Source organism: Burkholderia sp. YIM B11467 (assembly GCF_052952715.1).
In genome coordinates this window covers 66,061-83,872 of record NZ_JBQVSQ010000011.1, presented here as the reverse complement: position 1 = coordinate 83,872, position 17,812 = coordinate 66,061, and the positions used below count along the sequence as shown (strand labels likewise).

Here is a 17,812-nt window from a genome sequence, read left to right as displayed (position 1 = left end):
AGCATCTTGCCACGTCGCACCATTGCCGCATGAATACTCTTTCCTCGGCTTCGTCGCGCGGCGTGCGTCAACCGCTGGTCGCGGCAGGCGCGGTGGCTTTCACGATCGTCTCGTGGGCTTCCGCATTCCCGTTCATCCGGATCGGCCTGCATGGGCTGGCCCCACTGCAACTCGCGGCGGCGCGCTTCGCGACCGCGGCCGTGCTCGTGATCGCATGGCTCGCGTGGCGGCGGCCTCCCGTGCCGATGAAGCGCGACGCGTTGCGCTTCATCGCGTGCGGCTTTCTCGGCATCGCACTCTACAACGCGCTGCTCAATACCGGTGAGCAAACCGTGTCGCCCGGTGCAGCGAGTTTCATCGTGAACACGCTGCCGATCTTCACGGCGCTGCTGGCCGCCGTGTTTCTTCGCGAGCGTTTCAACCGGTGGGGATGGTTCGGTTCGCTGGTGAGCCTTGCCGGCATCGCGGTGATCGCGCACGGGCAGCCGGGCGGCCTGGTGCTCGGCTCGGGAAGTACGCTGATTCTCGGCGCGGCCCTGTGTTCGGCCAGCTATTTCGTGTTGCAGCGGCGGCTGATTCCCGTGTACGGCGCGCTGCCCTGCGCCGCCTACACGCTGCTGGCCGGCGCGCTGCTGCTCACGCCGTGGCTGCCCGGCGCGCTCGTGTCGCTCGGCGGCGCGTCGCGCGACACGACGCTGGCCGTGCTGGTGCTCGGTGTCTTTCCCGCCGCGCTCGGTTACGCGACCTGGACCTTCGCACTCGGCTACTTCGGGGCGGCGCGCGCCGCCAACTTCCTCTATCTGACGCCAGCGGTCGCGACGCTCTTGTCGATGGTGCTGACGGGCGAGCGCCCGGGCATCGAGACGGCGTGCGGCGGCCTGCTGGCGATTGCAGGCGTGATATTCGTCGCATTGCGCGGGCGTTCTTAGGATCGCGGTTGTTTCGGGCGGCCATGCCGGCCCGATGATCCGGAAGCGGGCCGGTCCATGAGCGCCCCGGCCTCTGCGAAACCGAATGGATTATCGGGGCTTTCGATCCACGCCAATTCGCAGGTGCCGCCGGGCTTGACCGTTAGTTGCATCCAAGGGAGATCGCGCTCGACGAAGCTTTTCGATGAATCCGGGTGCGCAACCGCGAGTGTCCAAACTGTGCAGACAATTCGACCGAACAGTTCCCGATTGACCGCACGTCAGTGTGCATGGCTTCGCCCCGGCGACCGGCCGAATAATGGATGCGGACGTAAGGCCATCGACAGCGAACTGCAGCCTTCGGCTCGCTGCGGCGCACGATTTCGGGCCTCGGGAATCGTCGAAATTCGGGCGCTGACCCGCGCCGCGCCGGCCCCACTACGCAATTCGCCGCAGCGCGCAAAATCAGCTTCGGATATATTCATACGAATTGCGTGGCGTCAGGCGTGGGTCCACCCACCCGCTCGCGCGGGCGGCCTGTCACACCGCCGGATGCCATGCAAGCGAAGCCCATGATGGGTATGGAGACTCGTCCGATCGCCCCGACCTCGCCGTCGGCCGGTCGAGACGTCAATAGAAAGATCATTCAATTCGGAGATGGCAGATGGAACGAAGCACTGTCGGCATGCGCTGCAAACCCCTGATCACCGTCGCACTGGCTGCCGCCGCGTTTGCGGCCGTATCGACCGCGATGGCCGACCAGGTCGTGAAGATCGGCAGCGTCGAACCGACGACGGGCGGCATCTCGCACCTCGGCAAGGACAACGAGAACGGCGCGCGCCTCGCGGTCGAGGAAATCAATGCAAAGGGGCTCACGATCGGCGGCAAGAAGATCACGCTGCAACTCGACGCGCAGGATGACGCGGCCGACCCGCGCCAGGCCACGCAGGTCGCGCAGAAACTCGTCGACGACAAGGTCGTCGCCGTCATCGGCCACCTGAACTCGGGCACGTCGATCCCGGCCTCGAAGATCTACAGCGATGCGGGCATCGTGCAGATTTCGCCGTCGGCCACGAACCCGACCTACACGCAGCAAGGCTTCAAGACGACCTACCGCGTGGTGGCAACCGACGCGCAGCAAGGCCCGGCGCTCGCGAGTTATGCGCAGGCGAAGGGCGTGAAGAGCGTGGCGGTGGTCGACGATTCGACCGCCTACGGCCAAGGCCTCGCGAACGAGTTCGAGAAGAAGGCGAAAGCACTCGGCCTGAAGGTGCTGTCGCACGACGCGACCAACGACAAGGCGGTCGACTTCCGCGCGATTCTGACGAAGATCAAGGGCGAGAACCCCGACGCGATCATGTACGGCGGCATGGACGCCACCGGCGGCCCGCTCGCGAAGCAGGCGAAGCAGCTCGGCCTGCGCGCGAAGATCCTGTCCGGCGACGGCGTGTGCACCGACTCGCTGGCCGAACTGGCCGGCCCGGCGGCCGACAACGTGCTGTGCTCGCAAGCCGGCGCGGCGCTCGAGAAGATGCCGGGCGGCGCGGCGTTCGTCGCGAAGTACGAGAAGCGCTTCAACCAGGGCATCAAGTTCGATGCGCCGTTCGCGTACGACGCGGTCTACATCGCGGTCGATGCGATGAAGCGCGCGAACTCGACCGATCCGGCCAAGATCCTCGCGGCGATGCCGGGGACGAAGTACGACGGCGTGATCGGCACGACGACCTTCGACTCGAAGGGCGACCTGACGCACGGGATCATCTCGATCTACGGCTACAAGAGCGGCAAGAAGACCTTCCTCGACCAGGTCAAGATGTAACCCGCCCTGGCGCCGGTACGACGGGAACGCCACCCGTCGGCGCCGGCGCCGCGCGGGCCGATTTCTGAATCACGGAGACGAAGCAACATGTGTGCAATGGCGTATACCGAATTTCAGCAGGAGTTGAGAAAGGCGCAGCTGACTGCGCGAGAGTTCGCCCGACTGATCCGGATGAACGAAAGCTCCATCACGAACTATTCCAGCAAGGGCACCGTCCCGTCCCACCTCGCGGTCATCGCGAAACTGATCGGCACGCTGGCCGCGCACGAGATCGACTTCCGGCGCGTGATCAAACAGATGCGGATCGAGCCGAAACGGCCGCGCGGCGTCGGCGTGTTTCCCGCGGCCGACAAGCCGCGTGCAAGGAAAACCGCGAAAGCCGACGCGTGAGCCGCGGCATGTGTCGAGTGCGGCACGGCTAGCCGCTCGACATTCGACGTCACCTCACGGGCACCGCGACACGCGCCGCCCGATCGTCACCCCGCCGCCCGCACGTGATCGAGCAGCGCCTGCAACGGATGGCGCAACTGCCGCGCGGACATGCGCTTCACCTGGCTGCGACATGAATACCCGGTCGCCAGCGCCTCGCCTTCCGCATCCGGTGCAGCGACGTGCGCGGCCCACGATTGCGCATAGATCGTCTTCGACGTGTCCAGGTTGCGCGCCTCGTGCCCATAGGTGCCGGACATCCCGCAGCACCCGGTCGCCTGAACCTGCAGGCACAACCCGCGACGCGCGAACACCTGCGCCCATTGCTTGCCGCTGTCCGGCGCATTGGTCTTCTCGGTACAGTGCGGCAGCAACCGGTACGTACCGGACACACGGGGCACACCGTCCGCGCCCGCTTCCGGCAGCGCGTGCAGCAGCCATTCCTGCGGCAACGCAACCGTCGGCACATCGCTGAGCCCCGTCACCTTCAGGTATTCCTGCCGGTACGTGAGCGTCATCGCCGGATCGAGGCCGACCAGCGCGACGCCCGACCGCGCCAGCGCGGCCAGTTGCGTCGCGTTGCGAATCGCCGCCTTCTCGAATGCCCGCAGAAAGCCTTGCACGTGCAGCGCCTTGCCGTTCGGCGCGAGCGGTGCGAGCCACACCTGAAAGCCCATGCGCGCCGCCAGCTCGATCAGCGTCGCCAGTTGCTCGGTATCGAAATAGCGCGTGAACGTGTCCTGCACGATGACGACGCTGCGCGCGCGCTGCGCCTCGTTCAGCGCCGCGAGCGCGTGCGGGTCGGCCGGCTTCACGCGCCATTGGCGCATCACGGCCGCGAGATCGAAGCGGCTCAGCAGCGGGCTGTCGACCATGCCGACCTGCCGCTCCAGCAGCGTGCGCACCCACCCCGCGCGCATCAGCCCGTTGTACAGCGCGGGCACCCGCGCCATCCACGGCATCGTGAATTCGAGCGAGCCGATCAGGTAGTCGCGCAGCGGCCGCAGGTAGCGCTGGTGATACAGCTCGAGAAAACGCGAGCGGAATTCGGGCACGTTGACCTTGACCGGGCACTGCCCCGCGCACGACTTGCACGCGAGGCACCCGGCCATCGCGTCATACACCTCGTGCGAGAAATCGGCGTCGCCGTTGCGTGCGGCGCGGCTGTTGCGCCAGCGGGCGGCAAGGCCGCTCAGGAATGGCTGCCGCGCGCGCGCCGCCGCGACGACGTCGACGCCGGCCTGCCCTTGCAGGCGCAACCATTCGCGCATCAGCGACGCGCGCCCCTTCGGCGAATGCACGCGTTCGCGCGTCGCCTTCCACGACGGGCACATCGCGTCGTCCGGATCGAAGTTGTAGCACGCGCCGTTGCCGTTGCAGTGCATCGCGGTGCCGTAGCTCTGCCACACACGCTCGTCGATCTGCCGGTCGTGATCGCCGCGCGTCGGCACTTCGTCGATCTTCAGCAGCCGCATCGCGGGTTCCGGCGGCGTCGCGATCTTGCCCGGGTTGAACTGGTTATGCGGATCGAATGCGGCCTTCAGTTGCTGCAGCGACGGATACAGCTCGCCGAAAAACGCCGGCGCATATTCGGAGCGCACGCCCTTGCCGTGCTCGCCCCACAGCAGGCCACCATGACGCTGCGTGAGTTCGGCCACCGCATCCGACACCGGCCGCACCAGCGCGGCCTGCCGCGGATCCTTCATGTCGAGCGCCGGGCGCACATGCAGCACGCCCGCGTCGACGTGGCCGAACATCCCGTACTGCAGCCCGTGGCCGTCGAGCAGCGCGCGGAATTCCGCGATGTACTCGGCGAGGTTCTCGGGCGGCACCGCGGTGTCCTCGACGAACGGCTGCGGACGCGCCTCGCCCTGCACGTTGCCGAGCAGGCCGACCGCGCGCTTGCGCATCGCATACACGCGCTTCACCGCATCGTCGCCGGCCGCGAGCGTATGGCCCAGGCGCTCCACGCTCGTATCGGTGCGCAGATGGTCGACGAACGCACGCACGCGCGCATCGACTTCTTCCGCATCGTCGCCGCTGAATTCGATCAGGTTGATGCCGAGCGTCGGCCGCCGGTCGTCCTGCGGAAAATACTCGGCCACGCTGCTCCACACGAAGTCCTTCATCGCCAGCATCAGCACCTTCGAGTCGACCGTCTCGATCGACAGCGGCTTGTGCTCGAGCAGCGCACGCGCGTCGCGCAGCGCGTCCATGAAACCGGCGTAGCGCACGTTGACCAGCACCGAAACCTTCGGGATCGGCAGCACGTTGAGCTTCGCCTCGACGACGAAACCGAGCGAGCCTTCGGCGCCGCACAGCACGCTGTTCAGGTTGAAGCGGCCGTCCGGTTCGCGCAGGTGCGCGAGGTCATAACCGGTCAGGCAGCGGTTGAGCTTCGGAAACTTCGCCTCGATCAGCGCCGCCTTGTCGTCGCTGATGCGCCGCGCGGTGCGGTAGACCTTGCCGATGCGGTCCTGCCGCGCACACCGGCGCTCCAGTTCGTCGTTCGCGAGCGCGTCGCTGTGCAACTGCTCGCCGCCCATCAGCACGAAATCCAGCTCGAGCACGTGGTCGCGCGTCTTGCCGTACGTGCAGCTGCCCTGCCCGCTCGCGTCGGTATTGATCATCCCGCCGACGGTCGCGCGGTTCGACGTCGACAGCTCCGGCGCGAAAAACAGCCCGTGCGGCTTCAGCGCCGCATTGAGCTGATCCTTGACGACACCCGCCTGCACGCGCGCCCAGCGCCGCTCGACGTCGATTTCGAGGATCCGGTTCATGTTGCGCGACAGGTCGACCACCACGCCGTCGGTCAGCGACTGCCCGTTGGTGCCCGTGCCGCCCCCGCGCGCGGCCACCTTGACGTCGCGATGCGCGGGCTCGGCGAGCAGCGTGGCCAGCAGCCGGACGTCGTCCGCATGCGCGGGACAGATCACCGCTTGCGGCAGGCGCTGGTAGATCGAGTTGTCGGTGGACTGGACCGTCCGGTTCGCATGGTCCGCGTGGATTTCCCCGGCGAATCCGGCGGCCTGCAGCGCGGCGAGAAAGTCACGGTACGCGTTCGCGGGCGGGCTGGCGGGACGGGGCAACGGGGCGATCGACATGGGGTAAAAGCGGGGCAAAGGCGCAACATGGGTGGAACCGGTGTGTTTGCCTGCGCCAAAACATGAGTTTTGAGCAAGTTTCCACGCGACCGGGAATTCCAGTATCTTTGGAATCTCCGCGAGAAACAAACGAATTCTCGCCCGGCGAATATTGCATAAAACTCATGAATTACCGTCGCCTCACCCCGTCCATGTCGCTGCTGCTCGTGTTCGAGGCAGCCGCGCGGCACGAAAGCTACACACGCGCGGCCGAGGAGCTGTCGCTGAGCCAGAGCGCGATCAGCCGGCAGGTCCAGACGCTCGAGGATCAGCTCGGCGTGCCGCTGTTCCGGCGCGAAGGGCGCTCCGTGAAGCTGACGGAAGTCGGGCGCCGCTATTTCGCCGAGCTGAGCGGCGCGCTCGGGCGCATCCGCGGCGCGACCTTGCAGGCGATGTCCCATCAGGCGGGCGCCGGCACGCTGCGGCTCGCGACGTTGCCGACGTTCGGCTCGAAATGGCTGCTGCCGCACCTGCACGACTTCTACGCCGCGCATCCGGGCGTGACCGTGCACCTTCATTCGCGGATCGGCGGCATCGATTTCCTCAACGACGACCTCGACGCGGCCATTACCGTCGGCGCGGGCGACTGGCCCGGCCTGCATGCGCATCGGCTGTACAACGAATTCCTGATCGCGATCGCGAGCCCCGATGCGGGCAGCCGCAAGGCCGGCACACGCACGCCGGCCTGGGCCGCGAAGCAGACGCTGCTCGGCGTGACGAGCAACCAGCAGGCGTGGGCCGAATGGTTCTCGCACTATCGGCTCGACCATCGCCAGATGCGCATCGGCCCGAGCTTCGAGTTGACGTCGCACCTGATTCAGGCCGTGCGCGCCGGAATGGGAATCGGGCTGGTACCGAAGGTGCTGGTGGAGGACGAACTGAGCCGCCACGAGCTCGTGTCGATCGGCGACGCGATTACCAGCCAGCGCAGCTATTACCTCGTCTACCCGCCGGGGAACGAAACGCTGCCGTCGCTCGTCGCGTTCCGCGAATGGCTGCTGAAGTCGTGCTGAAGCACCGCCGGCAGCGTGCCGGTCAGGTCCGCCATTCGCCGAGGATCTGCTCGGCGAGGTAGTCGCACGGCGGGCGCGCGGACTGCGCGCTGCGCGCGAGCACGACCTCGAGTTCACCCAGCGGCGGCAGCCCGTGGCTCTCCGAAAGCTGGACGAGGTGTTCCGGAACGCAGCAGCGCGCCAGCGGCGCGACCGCGAGCCCGGCCTCGACCATGCTGAGCAGCCCGAGGTAGCTCGGGCTTTCGTACGACATCCGGAACGGAATGTGCTGCCGGTTCAGCGCCTTGATCGCGTGATCGCGCGCCATGCTGCCGCCGTGCGTGAAAAACGCCACCGGCAGCGGCCGCTCCTCCCACACGTTCCGTTTCGGCGACCCGGTCCAGACGATCGGCTCCATCCGGATCAGCTCGCCGGTCACGCCCTTGATCCGCGTGAGGCACGCGAGGTCGACCGTGTTGTCCTTCAGCATCGGCACGAGCGCGCTGCTCGGCTGGCCGATCACGCGCACTTCCACGCGCGGATGCATCGCGGCGAATTTGCCGAGCACCTGCGGCAGCAGCGACGAGATGTAGTCGTCGGGCACGCCGATCGTCACGCGGCCGCGAATCTCCGGGCGCACGACCGATGCCCACGCCTCGTCGCGCATCGCCAGCATCCGGCGGCCGTATTCGGCAAGCATCCTGCCGTCGTCGGTCGCCGTCACGTTGCGCGTATCGCGGATGAAGAGCGGCTTGCCGAGCGCGTCTTCCAGCGCCTTGATCTGCATGCTCACCGCCGACGGCGAACGGTGCACGGCCTGCGCGCCCTGCGCGAACGATCCGGACTCCGCCACGGCCACCACCATCGCCAGCACATCGAGGTCGAGCTTTTTCATCGCATTCAGAAAATCTGATCAATCGATTCAGTTTATCCCGTTTTACTGTTCTCCTCCACGGTCGGACAATCAATCCCGTCAGCACTCGTTGCAGGAAGCGGAAAACATGCATACGTCCGGATCGATCTACGGATTTCTCGTCATTGGCGGCATGCTCGCGGTCACGCCGGGGCCGAACATGGTCTACGTGATGTCGCGCTCGATCGCGCAAGGACGCACGGCCGGGCTGATCTCGCTGGCCGGCGTGATGCTCGGTTACCTGTTCTACATGTTCGGCGCGGCGTTCGGCATCACGACGCTGTTCATGAGCGTGCCCTATGCGGGCAGCATACTGGGCGCGGTAGGTGCGGTTTATCTGCTGTATCTGGCATGGCAGGCGGTCAGGCCCGGCGGCCGCTCGCCGTTCGAGGTGCAGGCACTGCCGAACGAACAGCCGCTGCGCCTGCTCGCGATGGGCGCGACGACCAGCGTGCTGAACCCGAAGCTCGCGATGCTGTTCGTGTCGCTGCTGCCGCAGTTCATCGACTACCGGAGCGGCAGCGTGTTCGGCCAGTCGCTGTTTCTCGGTTCGCTGCTGATCGCCGCGTTCATGTCGGCAAACGGGCTGGTGGCGATCTGCTCGAGCAGCATCGCGAAGTTCCTGCACGGGCGCCCGACGCTGCTGCTCGCGCAGCGCTGGGCGATGGGCCTCATCCTCGGCAGCCTCGGCGTGCAGATGGTGGTCGATGCATCGAGACTGGCGGGCGTGGCGTAAGTATCGCGCGGGCGCGGCACGGGCCGACGCAATCGCGCGCCGCGCGTCGGCCCGCATCCATCACGCCGCCACCGCCTGCCGCTGCGCCTCGAGTTCGCGCACGAGCGGCAGCACGCGCTGGCCGAAGTACTCGACTTCCTCGATGAAATGCAGGAACCCCGCGAGCACGAGATCGACGCCGATCGCCTTCAGCGCGACGATCCGTTCGGCAATCTGCTGCGGCGTGCCGATCAGGTTCGTGCGGAAGCCGTCGTTGTATTGCACGAGATCCTCGAACGTGGATTTCGCCCAGTTGCCCTCGCGCTCCGGCGACGCGCTGCCGGCCTGCTTCACCGCATCGCCGAACGCATGCACGGCCTCGACGTGCGCGTGCCGGATGATGTCGTCGAGCACGGCGCGCGCCTCTTCCTCGGTGTCGCGTGCAATCACGAACGCGTTGACACCGATCCGCACGCGGTGGTTGTTTGCGGCGGCCTTCGCGCGAATGTCGTCGATCTGCGCCTTCAGGTTCTCCGGTGTATTGCCGTTCGTGAAATACCAGTCGGACACGCTCGCCGCGTTGTCGCGCGCCGCGCGCGAGCTGCCGCCCTGGAAGATCTCCGGATGCGGTTTCTGCACCGGCTTCGGGCTCAGCGTGTAGTCGTTGAAGCGGTAGAAGTCGCCCTTGAACGTGAAGTTGTCCTGCGTCCAGATGCCCTTCAGCGCCTGGATGAATTCCTTCGAGCGCCGATAGCGTTCGTCGTGCTCGAGCCACGGCTCGCCGATCGCGGTGAACTCGCCCTTGAACCAGCCGCTCACGACATTGATCGCGATGCGCCCGTTCGAGATATGGTCGATCGTCGCGAGCTGCTTCGCGACCACGGCCGGATGCCACGGCCCCGGCAGGATCGCGGCGAGCACCTTGAGTTTCGTCGTCGCATGCAGCAGCGCCTGGCTGAACGACACCGACTCGTGCTGGTATTCGGCGCCGTAGCCGGCCGTGAAGCGGATCTGGCTCAGTGCGTAGTCGAAGCCGGCCGCCTCGGCCGTGCGCGCGAGCTGCTGGTTGTATTCGAGGCTCCAGTCGGTGCGCTGCTCGATCGTGCTGACGACGAGGCCGCCGCTGACGTTCGGCACCCAGTAGGCGAATTTGACGCCGTCGGCGGAAGGGTCGGTAAGGCTCATGCAGGTGTCCTGGTCGGGTGGGGAAACGGAAGCGACCTACGCGGCCGCGGCGGAAAGCGCATGCGGGCGCAGTTGCGGCACCGCGCGCTCGACGGCAAGCGCGATGCGCGCGCGCAGCGCCGGGTTCGTGATCTCATATCGATCGAAATCGCTTTCGGACGCATACACGCCGATCGGCAGCGTGCGTGCCTGGAAGAAGCTGAACAGCGGCCGCAGCTGATGGTCGATCACGAGCGCATGACGCTCGCTGCCGCCAGTGGCGGCAAGCAGCACGGGCACGTCGACAAGTGCGTCGTGACGCACGAGGTCGAACAGGTGCTTGAACAGGCCCGTGTACGACGCGCGATAGACGGGGCTCGCGACGACCAGCGCATCGGCCGTCTCGATCGCGCGGATCAGCGCTTCGAGATCGGGCGGGACCTGCGCGCGTGTCAGCGCGCCAGCCAGCCGGCTACCGATCTCGCCGAGTTCGATCAGCCGCGTGTCGATCGGCAGCGCGGCACCGAGCGCCGCGACGATCGCGCCGGTCAGCGCCAGCGTGCGTGACGGCCGTTGCAGGCCGCCCGATATCGCGACCACGTTGAGGGTGTGGCTCATCCGATGCATTTCCGTTGTCGAGCCGCGTATCGATGCGGCGATACCGCTTCGGGTGAGCAAGGAGTGTGCCATTCACATGCGTGTGTGTCGGGACGATCATCTGCATCACGAAATTTCATCCGATCGCCCATCCGACAACGCATTCGCTCAAATGCACAATCGTGGTTAGCGTTCCGACGCACGCGTCACATCGATATTCCATGGCGTGATGAACCATGAGAAGCAGCCTCGCTTGCACGCTGCTGCTCAGGCAGCAGCGTGCCGTGCGTCATCACGTCGAATACGCTGCATTGACGGCATGCCCCCCTCGCTCTCCCGCACCGTTGCACGCTGCGCGCCAATCGCGCTTTGGTTATCAGAAATCGATACTTTCAGCGCGCAGCGAAACGGTGAACACTCTGCTGACCACGCAGCAGCCGGACCACGGCACCCATCGACACGGGATCGCTTCCCTCGGCCATCCAACGGTTCACCGCCATGACATCCCATTCCGCATCGCCGCGCCCGCTCAATCTTCGCGTCGTCACCGCGCCCCGTGGCGCACCCGTGTTGACGTTGCCCGCGCGGCAGGCACCGATCCGCGCCCGTGCGCAGGTATTCGTCGATCCGCGTTCGATCGCGCTGCTCGAACGGATTCGCCTCGTCGCGCCGAGCGACGCGAACGTGCTGATCGTCGGCGAGACGGGCACCGGCAAGGAGCTGATCGCGCGCCACGTGCACAGCCTCAGCCACCGCAACAGCGGGCCGTTCGTCGCCGTGAACTGCGGCGCGTTCTCCGAAACACTGGTCGAGAGCGAGCTGTTCGGCCACGAGAAAGGCGCGTTTACAGGCGCGTTCGGCGCGAAGCCGGGCTGGTTCGAAGCCGCCAACGGCGGCACGCTGTTTCTCGACGAGATCGGCGACCTGCCGCTGTCGATGCAGGTCAAGCTGCTGCGCGTGCTGCAGGAGCGCGAAGTCGTGCGGCTCGGTTCGCGCACGGGCATACCGATCGACGTGCGCGTGGTCGCCGCGACCAACGTCGACCTGCAGCAGGCGGTCACGACCGGGCATTTCCGCGGCGACCTGTTCTACCGGCTCAACGTCGTGCAGCTCGCGGTGCCGACGCTGCGCGAGCGGCCGGGCGACATCCTGCCGCTCGCGCGCCACTTCTTCGACGACTACCGCAGCCGCCTCGGCTACGGGCCGCGCAACATCGATCCGCGCGCCGAGCGACGGCTCGAGGCGCACAGCTGGCCCGGCAATATCCGCGAACTGGAGAACGTGATCCATCATGCGCTGCTCGTGAGCCGCCACGAGTCGCTGCAGGACACGGACCTGCACATTTCATCGCCGTGCGTGCCGGCGGCCGGCCCACGCGCGCAGGATTCGTCCGACGGTGCGCAGGACGCACTCGAACGCGCGCTGCGCGACCTGTTCGACGACGGGCACGGCAACCTGTTCGAACGCATCGAGGACACCGTGATGCGCGTCGCGTTCGAGTTCAGCCACCGCAACCAGATCCAGGCCGCACGGCTGCTCGGCATCAGCCGCAACGTGCTGCGCGCGCGGCTGATCCGCGCGAAGGAGATCGCGGCGACGAAGTAGCCGCATCCGGCGCGGGCCGCCGCGCCGGCACCGCACGATCGCGCCCGCGATCCGTGCAACGACGACCCGACCTGATGTATCGTGGCGCGAAGTGCAGGCCCGACCGCGCCCCGTTCACCCGTCAGGAATTGTCGCCATGAAAAAGCTTGTGAACCGCCCGTCCGATGTCGTGCGAGAAATGCTGGAAGGCATCGCGCGGCAATCACCGCATCTTGCGATCCTCGGCGACGAGCACGTGCTCGTCCGCCAGCCGCTGCCCGAGCCCGCGCAGCGGCCCGTCGCGATCCTCTCCGGCGGCGGCAGCGGCCACGAGCCCGCGCACGGCGGTTACGTCGGCGAAGGGATGCTGAGCGCGGCCGTCTGCGGCGAAGTATTCACGTCGCCGTCCACCGACGCCGTACTCGCCGCGATCCGCGCGAGCGCCGGCCCGAACGGCGCGCTGCTGATCGTGAAGAACTACACGGGCGACCGGCTCAATTTCGGGCTCGCCGCCGAACTCGCGCGGGCCGAAGGCATTCCGGTCGAGACCGTCATCGTCGCCGACGACGTATCGCTGCGCGGCCGCGTCGAACGCGGCCAGCGGCGCGGGATTGCCGGCACCGTGCTGATCCACAAGCTCGCCGGCGCGGCCGCCGCGCGCGGGTTGCCGCTTTCCCGCGTCGCTGCGATCGCACGCGACGCGGCGGCTGAGCTCGGCACGATGGGTGTCGCGCTCGACGGCTGCACGATCCCGGGCGCCGACAAATCAGGCTTCACCCTCGCCGACGACGAGATCGAGCTCGGCCTCGGCATCCATGGCGAAAAAGGCGTCGAACGCCGCACGCCGCTGCCGGCCGACGCGCTGGTCGACACGCTGCTGTCGAGCATCGCCGCCGATCTCGTGCTCGACAGCGGCGAACGCGTCGCGCTGTTCGTCAACGGCCTCGGCGCGACGCCGGACATGGAACTCGCGATCGTGCTGCGCACCGCGTACGACAACCTGAGCCGGCGCGGCATCGTCGTCGCGCGCGCGTGGGCCGGCACGTTCCTGTCGGCGCTGAACATGCCCGGCTGCTCGATTTCGGTGCTGCGGCTGAACGACGAACGCACGGCGCTGCTCGACGCGCCGACGCAGGCGCGCGCATGGCCGGGCGGCGGCGCCGTGAATACGCGGATCCGCGTAGCCGCGGCCGATTCGCACGACGCGCCGCTGCCGCCGCTCGATGCAGCCGGCCGCGCTTGGGCCGCGCGCCTGCAGCCTGCGCTGGACGCGGTCGCGCAGACCTTGATCGACCACGAACAGACGCTGACCGACCTCGATGCGGCAGCCGGCGACGGCGACCTCGGCGCGAGCATGCTGCGCGCCGCGCAAGCGATCCTCGAATTGCCGGACACCGCGTACGGCACGCCGGCCGGCGCGCTCGCGGCACTCGGCGCCGCGTTGCGCCGTGCGATTGCAGGCAGTTCGGGGCCGTTCTATGCGACCGCACTGCTGCGCGCGTCGCGCCGGCTGACCGATATCGCCGAGCCGTCGGCGCGCGACTGGGCCGCGGCGTTCCGCGGCGCGGTGGATTCGATCAGCGAACTGGGTGGTGCGCATGCCGGCGACCGGACGATGCTCGATGCGCTGGTGCCGGCCGCCGATGCGTTCGACCGTGCGCTCGACCACGATCGCGATCCCGCAAGCGCATGGGCGGCGGCGGTGGAGGCCGCCGAACTGGGCGCACAGGAAACGGCGCGCATGACGCCGCGCGCGGGGCGTGCGAGTTATCTCGGCGAGCGCGCGATCGGCACGCCGGATGGCGGTGCCGTAGCGGTGTCGTACTGGTTACGCGCGTTGCAGCCGCACGTGCGGTAAGCGGAAACGCGCGCCGCCGCACGTCGATATGCGATATGTGGCGGCAGAAAAACATCCTGTACTGTGTATCGTCCGATCCGGCGGCGTACACAATCGAATCTCGCCCCAACGACAAATCAGAGCAAACCCCCGCCCGCAGGCAGATACTCAGCCGATATAACTCGACGCGTGACAGTTGGTGAAGATTCGCACGCGCTCCGTCGATAGGCATTCTGCGCCGAACACAAACCAGTGCGAACACATCGTCCGACTGCTCGGCCGCCCGTATAACCAATACAGTCGGTCGTCCGCGCCGCGCACCGCCTTGCTATGCACACGTCGTAGCGCAAATTGGCCCACGCTTTGGTGCTGCATCGCTCAATCCGTGCCGATTTTCGACAGTCGGAACGCATGACACACTCTGAACCCGAGCCAGTTTTGGAATGCTGGCCCCCGAGACGGCGCACACGTCCGGTCGACAAATCAGAAACGAGGACAAACCATGCGGAGGGCCATCACTGGCCGATACCTGCTCGTTCCAAGTTACGCCGCCATCTGCATTCAAGCCTTTTCGGCACGGGCGAATTCGCGCAGCAAGGCAGTGCCAATGCGGAGCAGCTTCATTTGTCGACACGTAGCTTCATGCAAACCAACGGCCAATGGCAACGCCTCTGCGCCGCTCCCGCCTCTGCGTGCAGCGCTAAATGCATTCGACCGCCCTCCTGACGACACGACAATTCCGCTGGTTTGTGCAGTCTGCCCGATCAACAGCGATGCAATCAAGAAGGGGAAGTTACCCACGCTGCCGCGACGACGAAACGGCCGGGCGGCTCCGCCATCACTGCGTGCCTTTGATGGCGGAGACGTCCAACGCCCCTGTATAGGCTCGACGCTTACGCCTACGGCACTACGGCACGCCGGTTCGACGCCACACCGACCAGCGATTGGCCTCGTCGCACAAATGGCATTTCGCAAAACCTCTCTTGAATATCGCCCGAAGGAGATTCGACTCATGAAGAAAATATACCCCTTATTCCTCATCTTCCTAAGCTTGTTTATTGCACCGACAAGCCGTGCACAAACCAACCCACACGAAGAATTTCATGGGATCAAAACATTCTCATTGGGATTGGTAGGATTTGCTGGGCACATCAGTTTGGAGGAAAAAATTTACAGAAAAATAAAACAAAGCCCTGACGCAAAACATTATTTTGTCGAAACAATTAAATCAGGCAACTCAACCATCGAGTCGAAAATGTATGCCATGTGCGGCCTTCGCGACATCGACTACAAAATATTCAAAAAATACGAAAAACGCCTTTCGCCATCACTCGAAGCATCAACCATGAAAGGAGACATTCTATCGAAAGAGAAAGTTGCCAATATTTTATATCGTATCGATAAATTTGGATGTAATACAGGAACACGAGACCATGAAGATTCTCACTAATTCCGACACGATTTTCGTCTCCGGTGGGCTGGATCTATCCGGCGAACTTGAGTCAACCAACGTGATTGACTTGCGGGGCACACAAAAGAATGGTTGGGTCGACGCAAACGGAACGTGTTGGGCCCCTGGCTCATCGTCGTCCACCATGTATCCCAATTACGGTGAAGACGGCGACGGCTAACCAACTTTCAACAAATCAACGTATCCGACTCCTGTCGCGGGTCGGATACATACTTACCTGGAGGCATCGCTTGTCATGATCAATTTTCCAATCGAAAGGAAAGATTTTCTACAACATTTTTTTGAGAAAAAACCTGCAATATTTCGAGGTGCTGCTTCCTGCGAGAACTTCGAGTGGCCCGACATCGACGAGGCGATATACGCCAGCCAATCCAGTCCACTGCGAATCAAGATTCACAGTGGCAGTAATTTCCTTCCACCCGAGAGCTATGAATGGAAATGCGTCGAAGTCGGTGTCCTCAAAAGTCAGCTTAACGTCGCGGAAGTCCATCACCAACTCGACAACGGATCCACATTGGTTTTCAATAGAATGGAATCACTCTCATTGAAGATTAGAAATATCTGTCAGAATATTTCCAATTTCCTATCGACAGACATCGTTGCGAATGGCTACCTCTCTTTTGGAAAAAAAGGATCATTTGGAGATCACTGGGATACTCACGATGTTTTCGCCGTCCAGCTAATCGGGAGAAAGCATTGGAAGATTTACAATCCGACATTCAATCTCCCGGTCGAAGGACAAACCAGCAGAGACCAAAAACATCTCCGCCCGACTCATCCAGAACTGGATTTCACTCTCGAAAAAGGAGATGTCATTTATATTCCTCGCGGATGGTGGCATTCAGCAATCGCGCTTGGAGAACCGACGTTTCACGTCGCGGTGGGCATTCACACCAAGAAATACCTTGACTACATTGACTGGATCGCGAAAACGAAATTGAGAAACAACGAGTCCCTGCGAAAATCTCTCTCAATTGACAACACGGAAATGCACAATATCAACCAAATCATTGAAGACACGAATCGAGAAATTCTCGCCCCAAACAATCTCAGAGAATATCTCGACGAAATTAACTCGCAAACTGTCGCAGCGTCCGGCATAGAAATAACACGATATGCAGAAAAATTTACCCCAAAGAGCATATCCTGAACAGTCTCATCCTAAACAATCGGCGCCGCTGTCTTTCATCGATTTCGATTTTCTAGGCAGAAAATTTAGAAATCGCGTTGCGCACAAGCATTTGACAAGACAGCGGCTCAACCAGTGTATTGGCCCGCGTCATCACGGTTGCAATCGCCAATGCAATAAGCGGGAACGCGCACCGGCGCACCGTGTGCTACCTCCTCCGCCCGGGCAACAACGCAGCGCCGGCCACCGCCGCGCCGAAACTCGCCAGCCAGCACCAGTAGCCGATCGCATCGAGATGCACGGGTTCGACGTCCCCGGCTTCGTTGACGAGGATCTGATGCTGCGTCAGGAAGCTCATCCCGAACAGCAGCGCCAGCACCGCGAGCACGACCGCCTGCGTGCGATACCGCTTCACCGTCAGCAACCACGCCGCAAGCACGAGCGGATTCGCGAGCCACGCGTAGATGCCGGCGAGCACGCCCATCCAGCCCGTCAGCAGCACCTGCCAGCCGTCGGCCCACGGATGCGGTTGCGGCGCGCCCGTGCGGAACGGCGCGGTGAACATCGCGACCAGATAGAGCAGCAGGCTGATCGCCAGCAACGACGTGGCCGCGCGGCCCATCGGCGGGCGGCCCGATTCAGGAGACGACGTCGTCGTGTTCATGACGCGTCACGCGTTGCGTTCAAACGCCCTCGACCAGCACCGCGCGATAGCGTGAGCCCTTGAAGCGGTGCTGGACGACGGCCTGGTATTCGGGGCCGTGGTACCACGCGTGCGCGGCTTCCTTCGACGGAAACTCGACGATCACGACACCCTCCGGCCCTTCGCCTTCCAGCGTTTCCTGCGGGCCATAGGCGGCGAGCACCTTGACCGGATGACCAGCAAGTGTCGCGCCGACCTTGCTCTGGTAGAGATCGAGTTCTTGCTGGTCCTGCGTGCTTTCTCGCGTAAAGACGATGTAGGTTGCCAAGATGCGTACCTCTTGTGCGATGGGTGGGAGATCGGACGCACGTCGCCGTTCCGCCGGCTGCATGTGCCGTCCCGGGCGCGGCGGTGCGCCGCGCGGCCGGTCGTGAGGATTATAGGTGGCCGCCGGCGATTGCGCCGGCC

General features: G+C 64.7%; 16 protein-coding genes. 10 read left to right on the top strand and 6 right to left on the bottom strand.

Annotated elements, in window-relative coordinates; translation table 11 throughout:
* Positions 1 to 29: 29 nt before the first annotated feature.
* The 3 genes from ACTRWB_RS30370 (at position 30) to ACTRWB_RS30360 (ending at position 3,117) form a co-directional block, all read left to right on the top strand.
* A complete protein-coding gene (locus ACTRWB_RS30370) occupies positions 30 to 929 on the top strand; it encodes a DMT family transporter (RefSeq protein WP_446904006.1) in 900 nt (299 codons plus the stop codon).
* Between the two features lie 643 nt (positions 930 to 1,572).
* Entirely contained in the window at positions 1,573 to 2,727 is a 1,155-nt protein-coding gene (locus tag ACTRWB_RS30365) for a branched-chain amino acid ABC transporter substrate-binding protein (protein WP_446904005.1), read from the top strand.
* A gap of 87 nt (positions 2,728 to 2,814) precedes the next feature.
* The gene (locus tag ACTRWB_RS30360) at positions 2,815 to 3,117 is read left to right on the top strand and encodes a hypothetical protein (protein WP_048242522.1); all 303 of its coding nucleotides are present in this window, start codon (positions 2,815 to 2,817) and stop codon (positions 3,115 to 3,117) included.
* Between the two features lie 86 nt (positions 3,118 to 3,203).
* Here the strand turns inward: ACTRWB_RS30360 and ydiJ are convergent, their stop codons facing one another.
* A complete protein-coding gene (ydiJ, locus tag ACTRWB_RS30355; protein ID WP_446904004.1) occupies positions 3,204 to 6,260 on the bottom strand; it encodes a D-2-hydroxyglutarate dehydrogenase YdiJ in 3,057 nt (1,018 codons plus the stop codon).
* A 164-nt stretch (positions 6,261 to 6,424) separates the two neighbouring features.
* Here ydiJ and ACTRWB_RS30350 point away from each other — a divergent pair, with 164 nt between their 5' ends.
* Entirely contained in the window at positions 6,425 to 7,312 is an 888-nt protein-coding gene (locus ACTRWB_RS30350; RefSeq protein WP_446904003.1) for a LysR substrate-binding domain-containing protein, read from the top strand.
* Positions 7,313 to 7,334: 22 nt separating this feature from the next.
* Here the strand turns inward: ACTRWB_RS30350 and ACTRWB_RS30345 are convergent, their stop codons facing one another.
* Positions 7,335 to 8,186, bottom strand: a complete 852-nt coding sequence (locus ACTRWB_RS30345; protein WP_129517594.1) for a LysR substrate-binding domain-containing protein — start codon at positions 8,184 to 8,186, stop codon at positions 7,335 to 7,337.
* Positions 8,187 to 8,292: 106 nt separating this feature from the next.
* Here ACTRWB_RS30345 and ACTRWB_RS30340 point away from each other — a divergent pair, with 106 nt between their 5' ends.
* Entirely contained in the window at positions 8,293 to 8,940 is a 648-nt protein-coding gene (locus ACTRWB_RS30340) for a LysE family translocator (protein ID WP_343492661.1), read from the top strand.
* A 60-nt stretch (positions 8,941 to 9,000) separates the two neighbouring features.
* On the opposite strand, the gene sfnG is transcribed toward ACTRWB_RS30340, so the two are convergent.
* Positions 9,001 to 10,104 carry a dimethylsulfone monooxygenase SfnG gene (sfnG, locus tag ACTRWB_RS30335; protein ID WP_343492660.1) on the bottom strand — a complete coding sequence of 368 codons (1,104 nt, stop codon included), beginning with the start codon at positions 10,102 to 10,104 and terminating at the stop codon, positions 9,001 to 9,003.
* A gap of 36 nt (positions 10,105 to 10,140) precedes the next feature.
* Positions 10,141 to 10,701, bottom strand: coding sequence for an FMN reductase (gene msuE, locus ACTRWB_RS30330; protein ID WP_446904002.1), 561 nt, complete (start codon positions 10,699 to 10,701; stop codon positions 10,141 to 10,143).
* A 477-nt stretch (positions 10,702 to 11,178) separates the two neighbouring features.
* Here msuE and ACTRWB_RS30325 point away from each other — a divergent pair, with 477 nt between their 5' ends.
* From ACTRWB_RS30325 to ACTRWB_RS30305, 5 genes are all read left to right on the top strand, one after another.
* The gene (locus ACTRWB_RS30325) at positions 11,179 to 12,285 is read left to right on the top strand and encodes a sigma-54 interaction domain-containing protein (RefSeq protein WP_446904001.1); all 1,107 of its coding nucleotides are present in this window, start codon (positions 11,179 to 11,181) and stop codon (positions 12,283 to 12,285) included.
* A gap of 136 nt (positions 12,286 to 12,421) precedes the next feature.
* Complete coding sequence (locus tag ACTRWB_RS30320) at positions 12,422 to 14,122, top strand: dihydroxyacetone kinase family protein (RefSeq protein WP_446904000.1); 1,701 nt, start codon at positions 12,422 to 12,424, stop codon at positions 14,120 to 14,122.
* Positions 14,123 to 14,603: 481 nt separating this feature from the next.
* On the top strand, positions 14,604 to 15,551 hold the full coding sequence (gene mchS3, locus ACTRWB_RS30315) for an MchS3 family protein (RefSeq protein WP_446903999.1): 948 nt from the start codon (positions 14,604 to 14,606) through the stop codon (positions 15,549 to 15,551).
* Positions 15,535 to 15,732: a hypothetical protein gene (locus ACTRWB_RS30310; RefSeq protein ID WP_446903998.1), complete on the top strand. Its 198-nt coding sequence runs from the start codon at positions 15,535 to 15,537 to the stop codon at positions 15,730 to 15,732. The genes mchS3 and ACTRWB_RS30310 overlap by 17 nt, the downstream gene beginning before the upstream one ends.
* 75 nt (positions 15,733 to 15,807) lie before the next feature.
* Positions 15,808 to 16,722, top strand: coding sequence for a cupin domain-containing protein (locus tag ACTRWB_RS30305; protein WP_446903997.1), 915 nt, complete (start codon positions 15,808 to 15,810; stop codon positions 16,720 to 16,722).
* Positions 16,723 to 16,909: 187 nt separating this feature from the next.
* Here the strand turns inward: ACTRWB_RS30305 and ACTRWB_RS30300 are convergent, their stop codons facing one another.
* Positions 16,910 to 17,365 (bottom strand): hypothetical protein, encoded by a 456-nt coding sequence (locus ACTRWB_RS30300; protein WP_446903996.1) that lies wholly within the window; start codon positions 17,363 to 17,365, stop codon positions 16,910 to 16,912.
* A gap of 19 nt (positions 17,366 to 17,384) precedes the next feature.
* Positions 17,385 to 17,672 (bottom strand): DUF1330 domain-containing protein, encoded by a 288-nt coding sequence (locus tag ACTRWB_RS30295; protein ID WP_129517587.1) that lies wholly within the window; start codon positions 17,670 to 17,672, stop codon positions 17,385 to 17,387.
* Positions 17,673 to 17,812 lie beyond the last annotated feature (140 nt).

Bases quoted from the DNA above. Each gene is read 5' to 3' on its own strand.
- ACTRWB_RS30350 (WP_446904003.1), top strand. From the start codon at position 6,425: ATGAATTACCGTCGCCTCACCCCGTCCATGTCGCTGCTGCTCGTGTTC.
- sfnG (WP_343492660.1), bottom strand. From the start codon at position 10,104: ATGAGCCTTACCGACCCTTCCGCCGACGGCGTCAAATTCGCCTACTGG.
- mchS3 (WP_446903999.1), top strand. From the start codon at position 14,604: ATGCGGAGGGCCATCACTGGCCGATACCTGCTCGTTCCAAGTTACGCC.
- ACTRWB_RS30345 (WP_129517594.1), bottom strand. From the start codon at position 8,186: ATGAAAAAGCTCGACCTCGATGTGCTGGCGATGGTGGTGGCCGTGGCG.
- ACTRWB_RS30325 (WP_446904001.1), top strand. From the start codon at position 11,179: ATGACATCCCATTCCGCATCGCCGCGCCCGCTCAATCTTCGCGTCGTC.
- ACTRWB_RS30310 (WP_446903998.1), top strand. From the start codon at position 15,535: ATGAAGATTCTCACTAATTCCGACACGATTTTCGTCTCCGGTGGGCTG.
- ACTRWB_RS30365 (WP_446904005.1), top strand. From the start codon at position 1,573: ATGGAACGAAGCACTGTCGGCATGCGCTGCAAACCCCTGATCACCGTC.
- ACTRWB_RS30360 (WP_048242522.1), top strand. From the start codon at position 2,815: ATGTGTGCAATGGCGTATACCGAATTTCAGCAGGAGTTGAGAAAGGCG.
- ACTRWB_RS30300 (WP_446903996.1), bottom strand. From the start codon at position 17,365: ATGAACACGACGACGTCGTCTCCTGAATCGGGCCGCCCGCCGATGGGC.
- msuE (WP_446904002.1), bottom strand. From the start codon at position 10,701: ATGAGCCACACCCTCAACGTGGTCGCGATATCGGGCGGCCTGCAACGG.
- ACTRWB_RS30340 (WP_343492661.1), top strand. From the start codon at position 8,293: ATGCATACGTCCGGATCGATCTACGGATTTCTCGTCATTGGCGGCATG.
- ydiJ (WP_446904004.1), bottom strand. From the start codon at position 6,260: ATGTCGATCGCCCCGTTGCCCCGTCCCGCCAGCCCGCCCGCGAACGCG.
- ACTRWB_RS30320 (WP_446904000.1), top strand. From the start codon at position 12,422: ATGAAAAAGCTTGTGAACCGCCCGTCCGATGTCGTGCGAGAAATGCTG.
- ACTRWB_RS30305 (WP_446903997.1), top strand. From the start codon at position 15,808: ATGATCAATTTTCCAATCGAAAGGAAAGATTTTCTACAACATTTTTTT.
- ACTRWB_RS30370 (WP_446904006.1), top strand. From the start codon at position 30: ATGAATACTCTTTCCTCGGCTTCGTCGCGCGGCGTGCGTCAACCGCTG.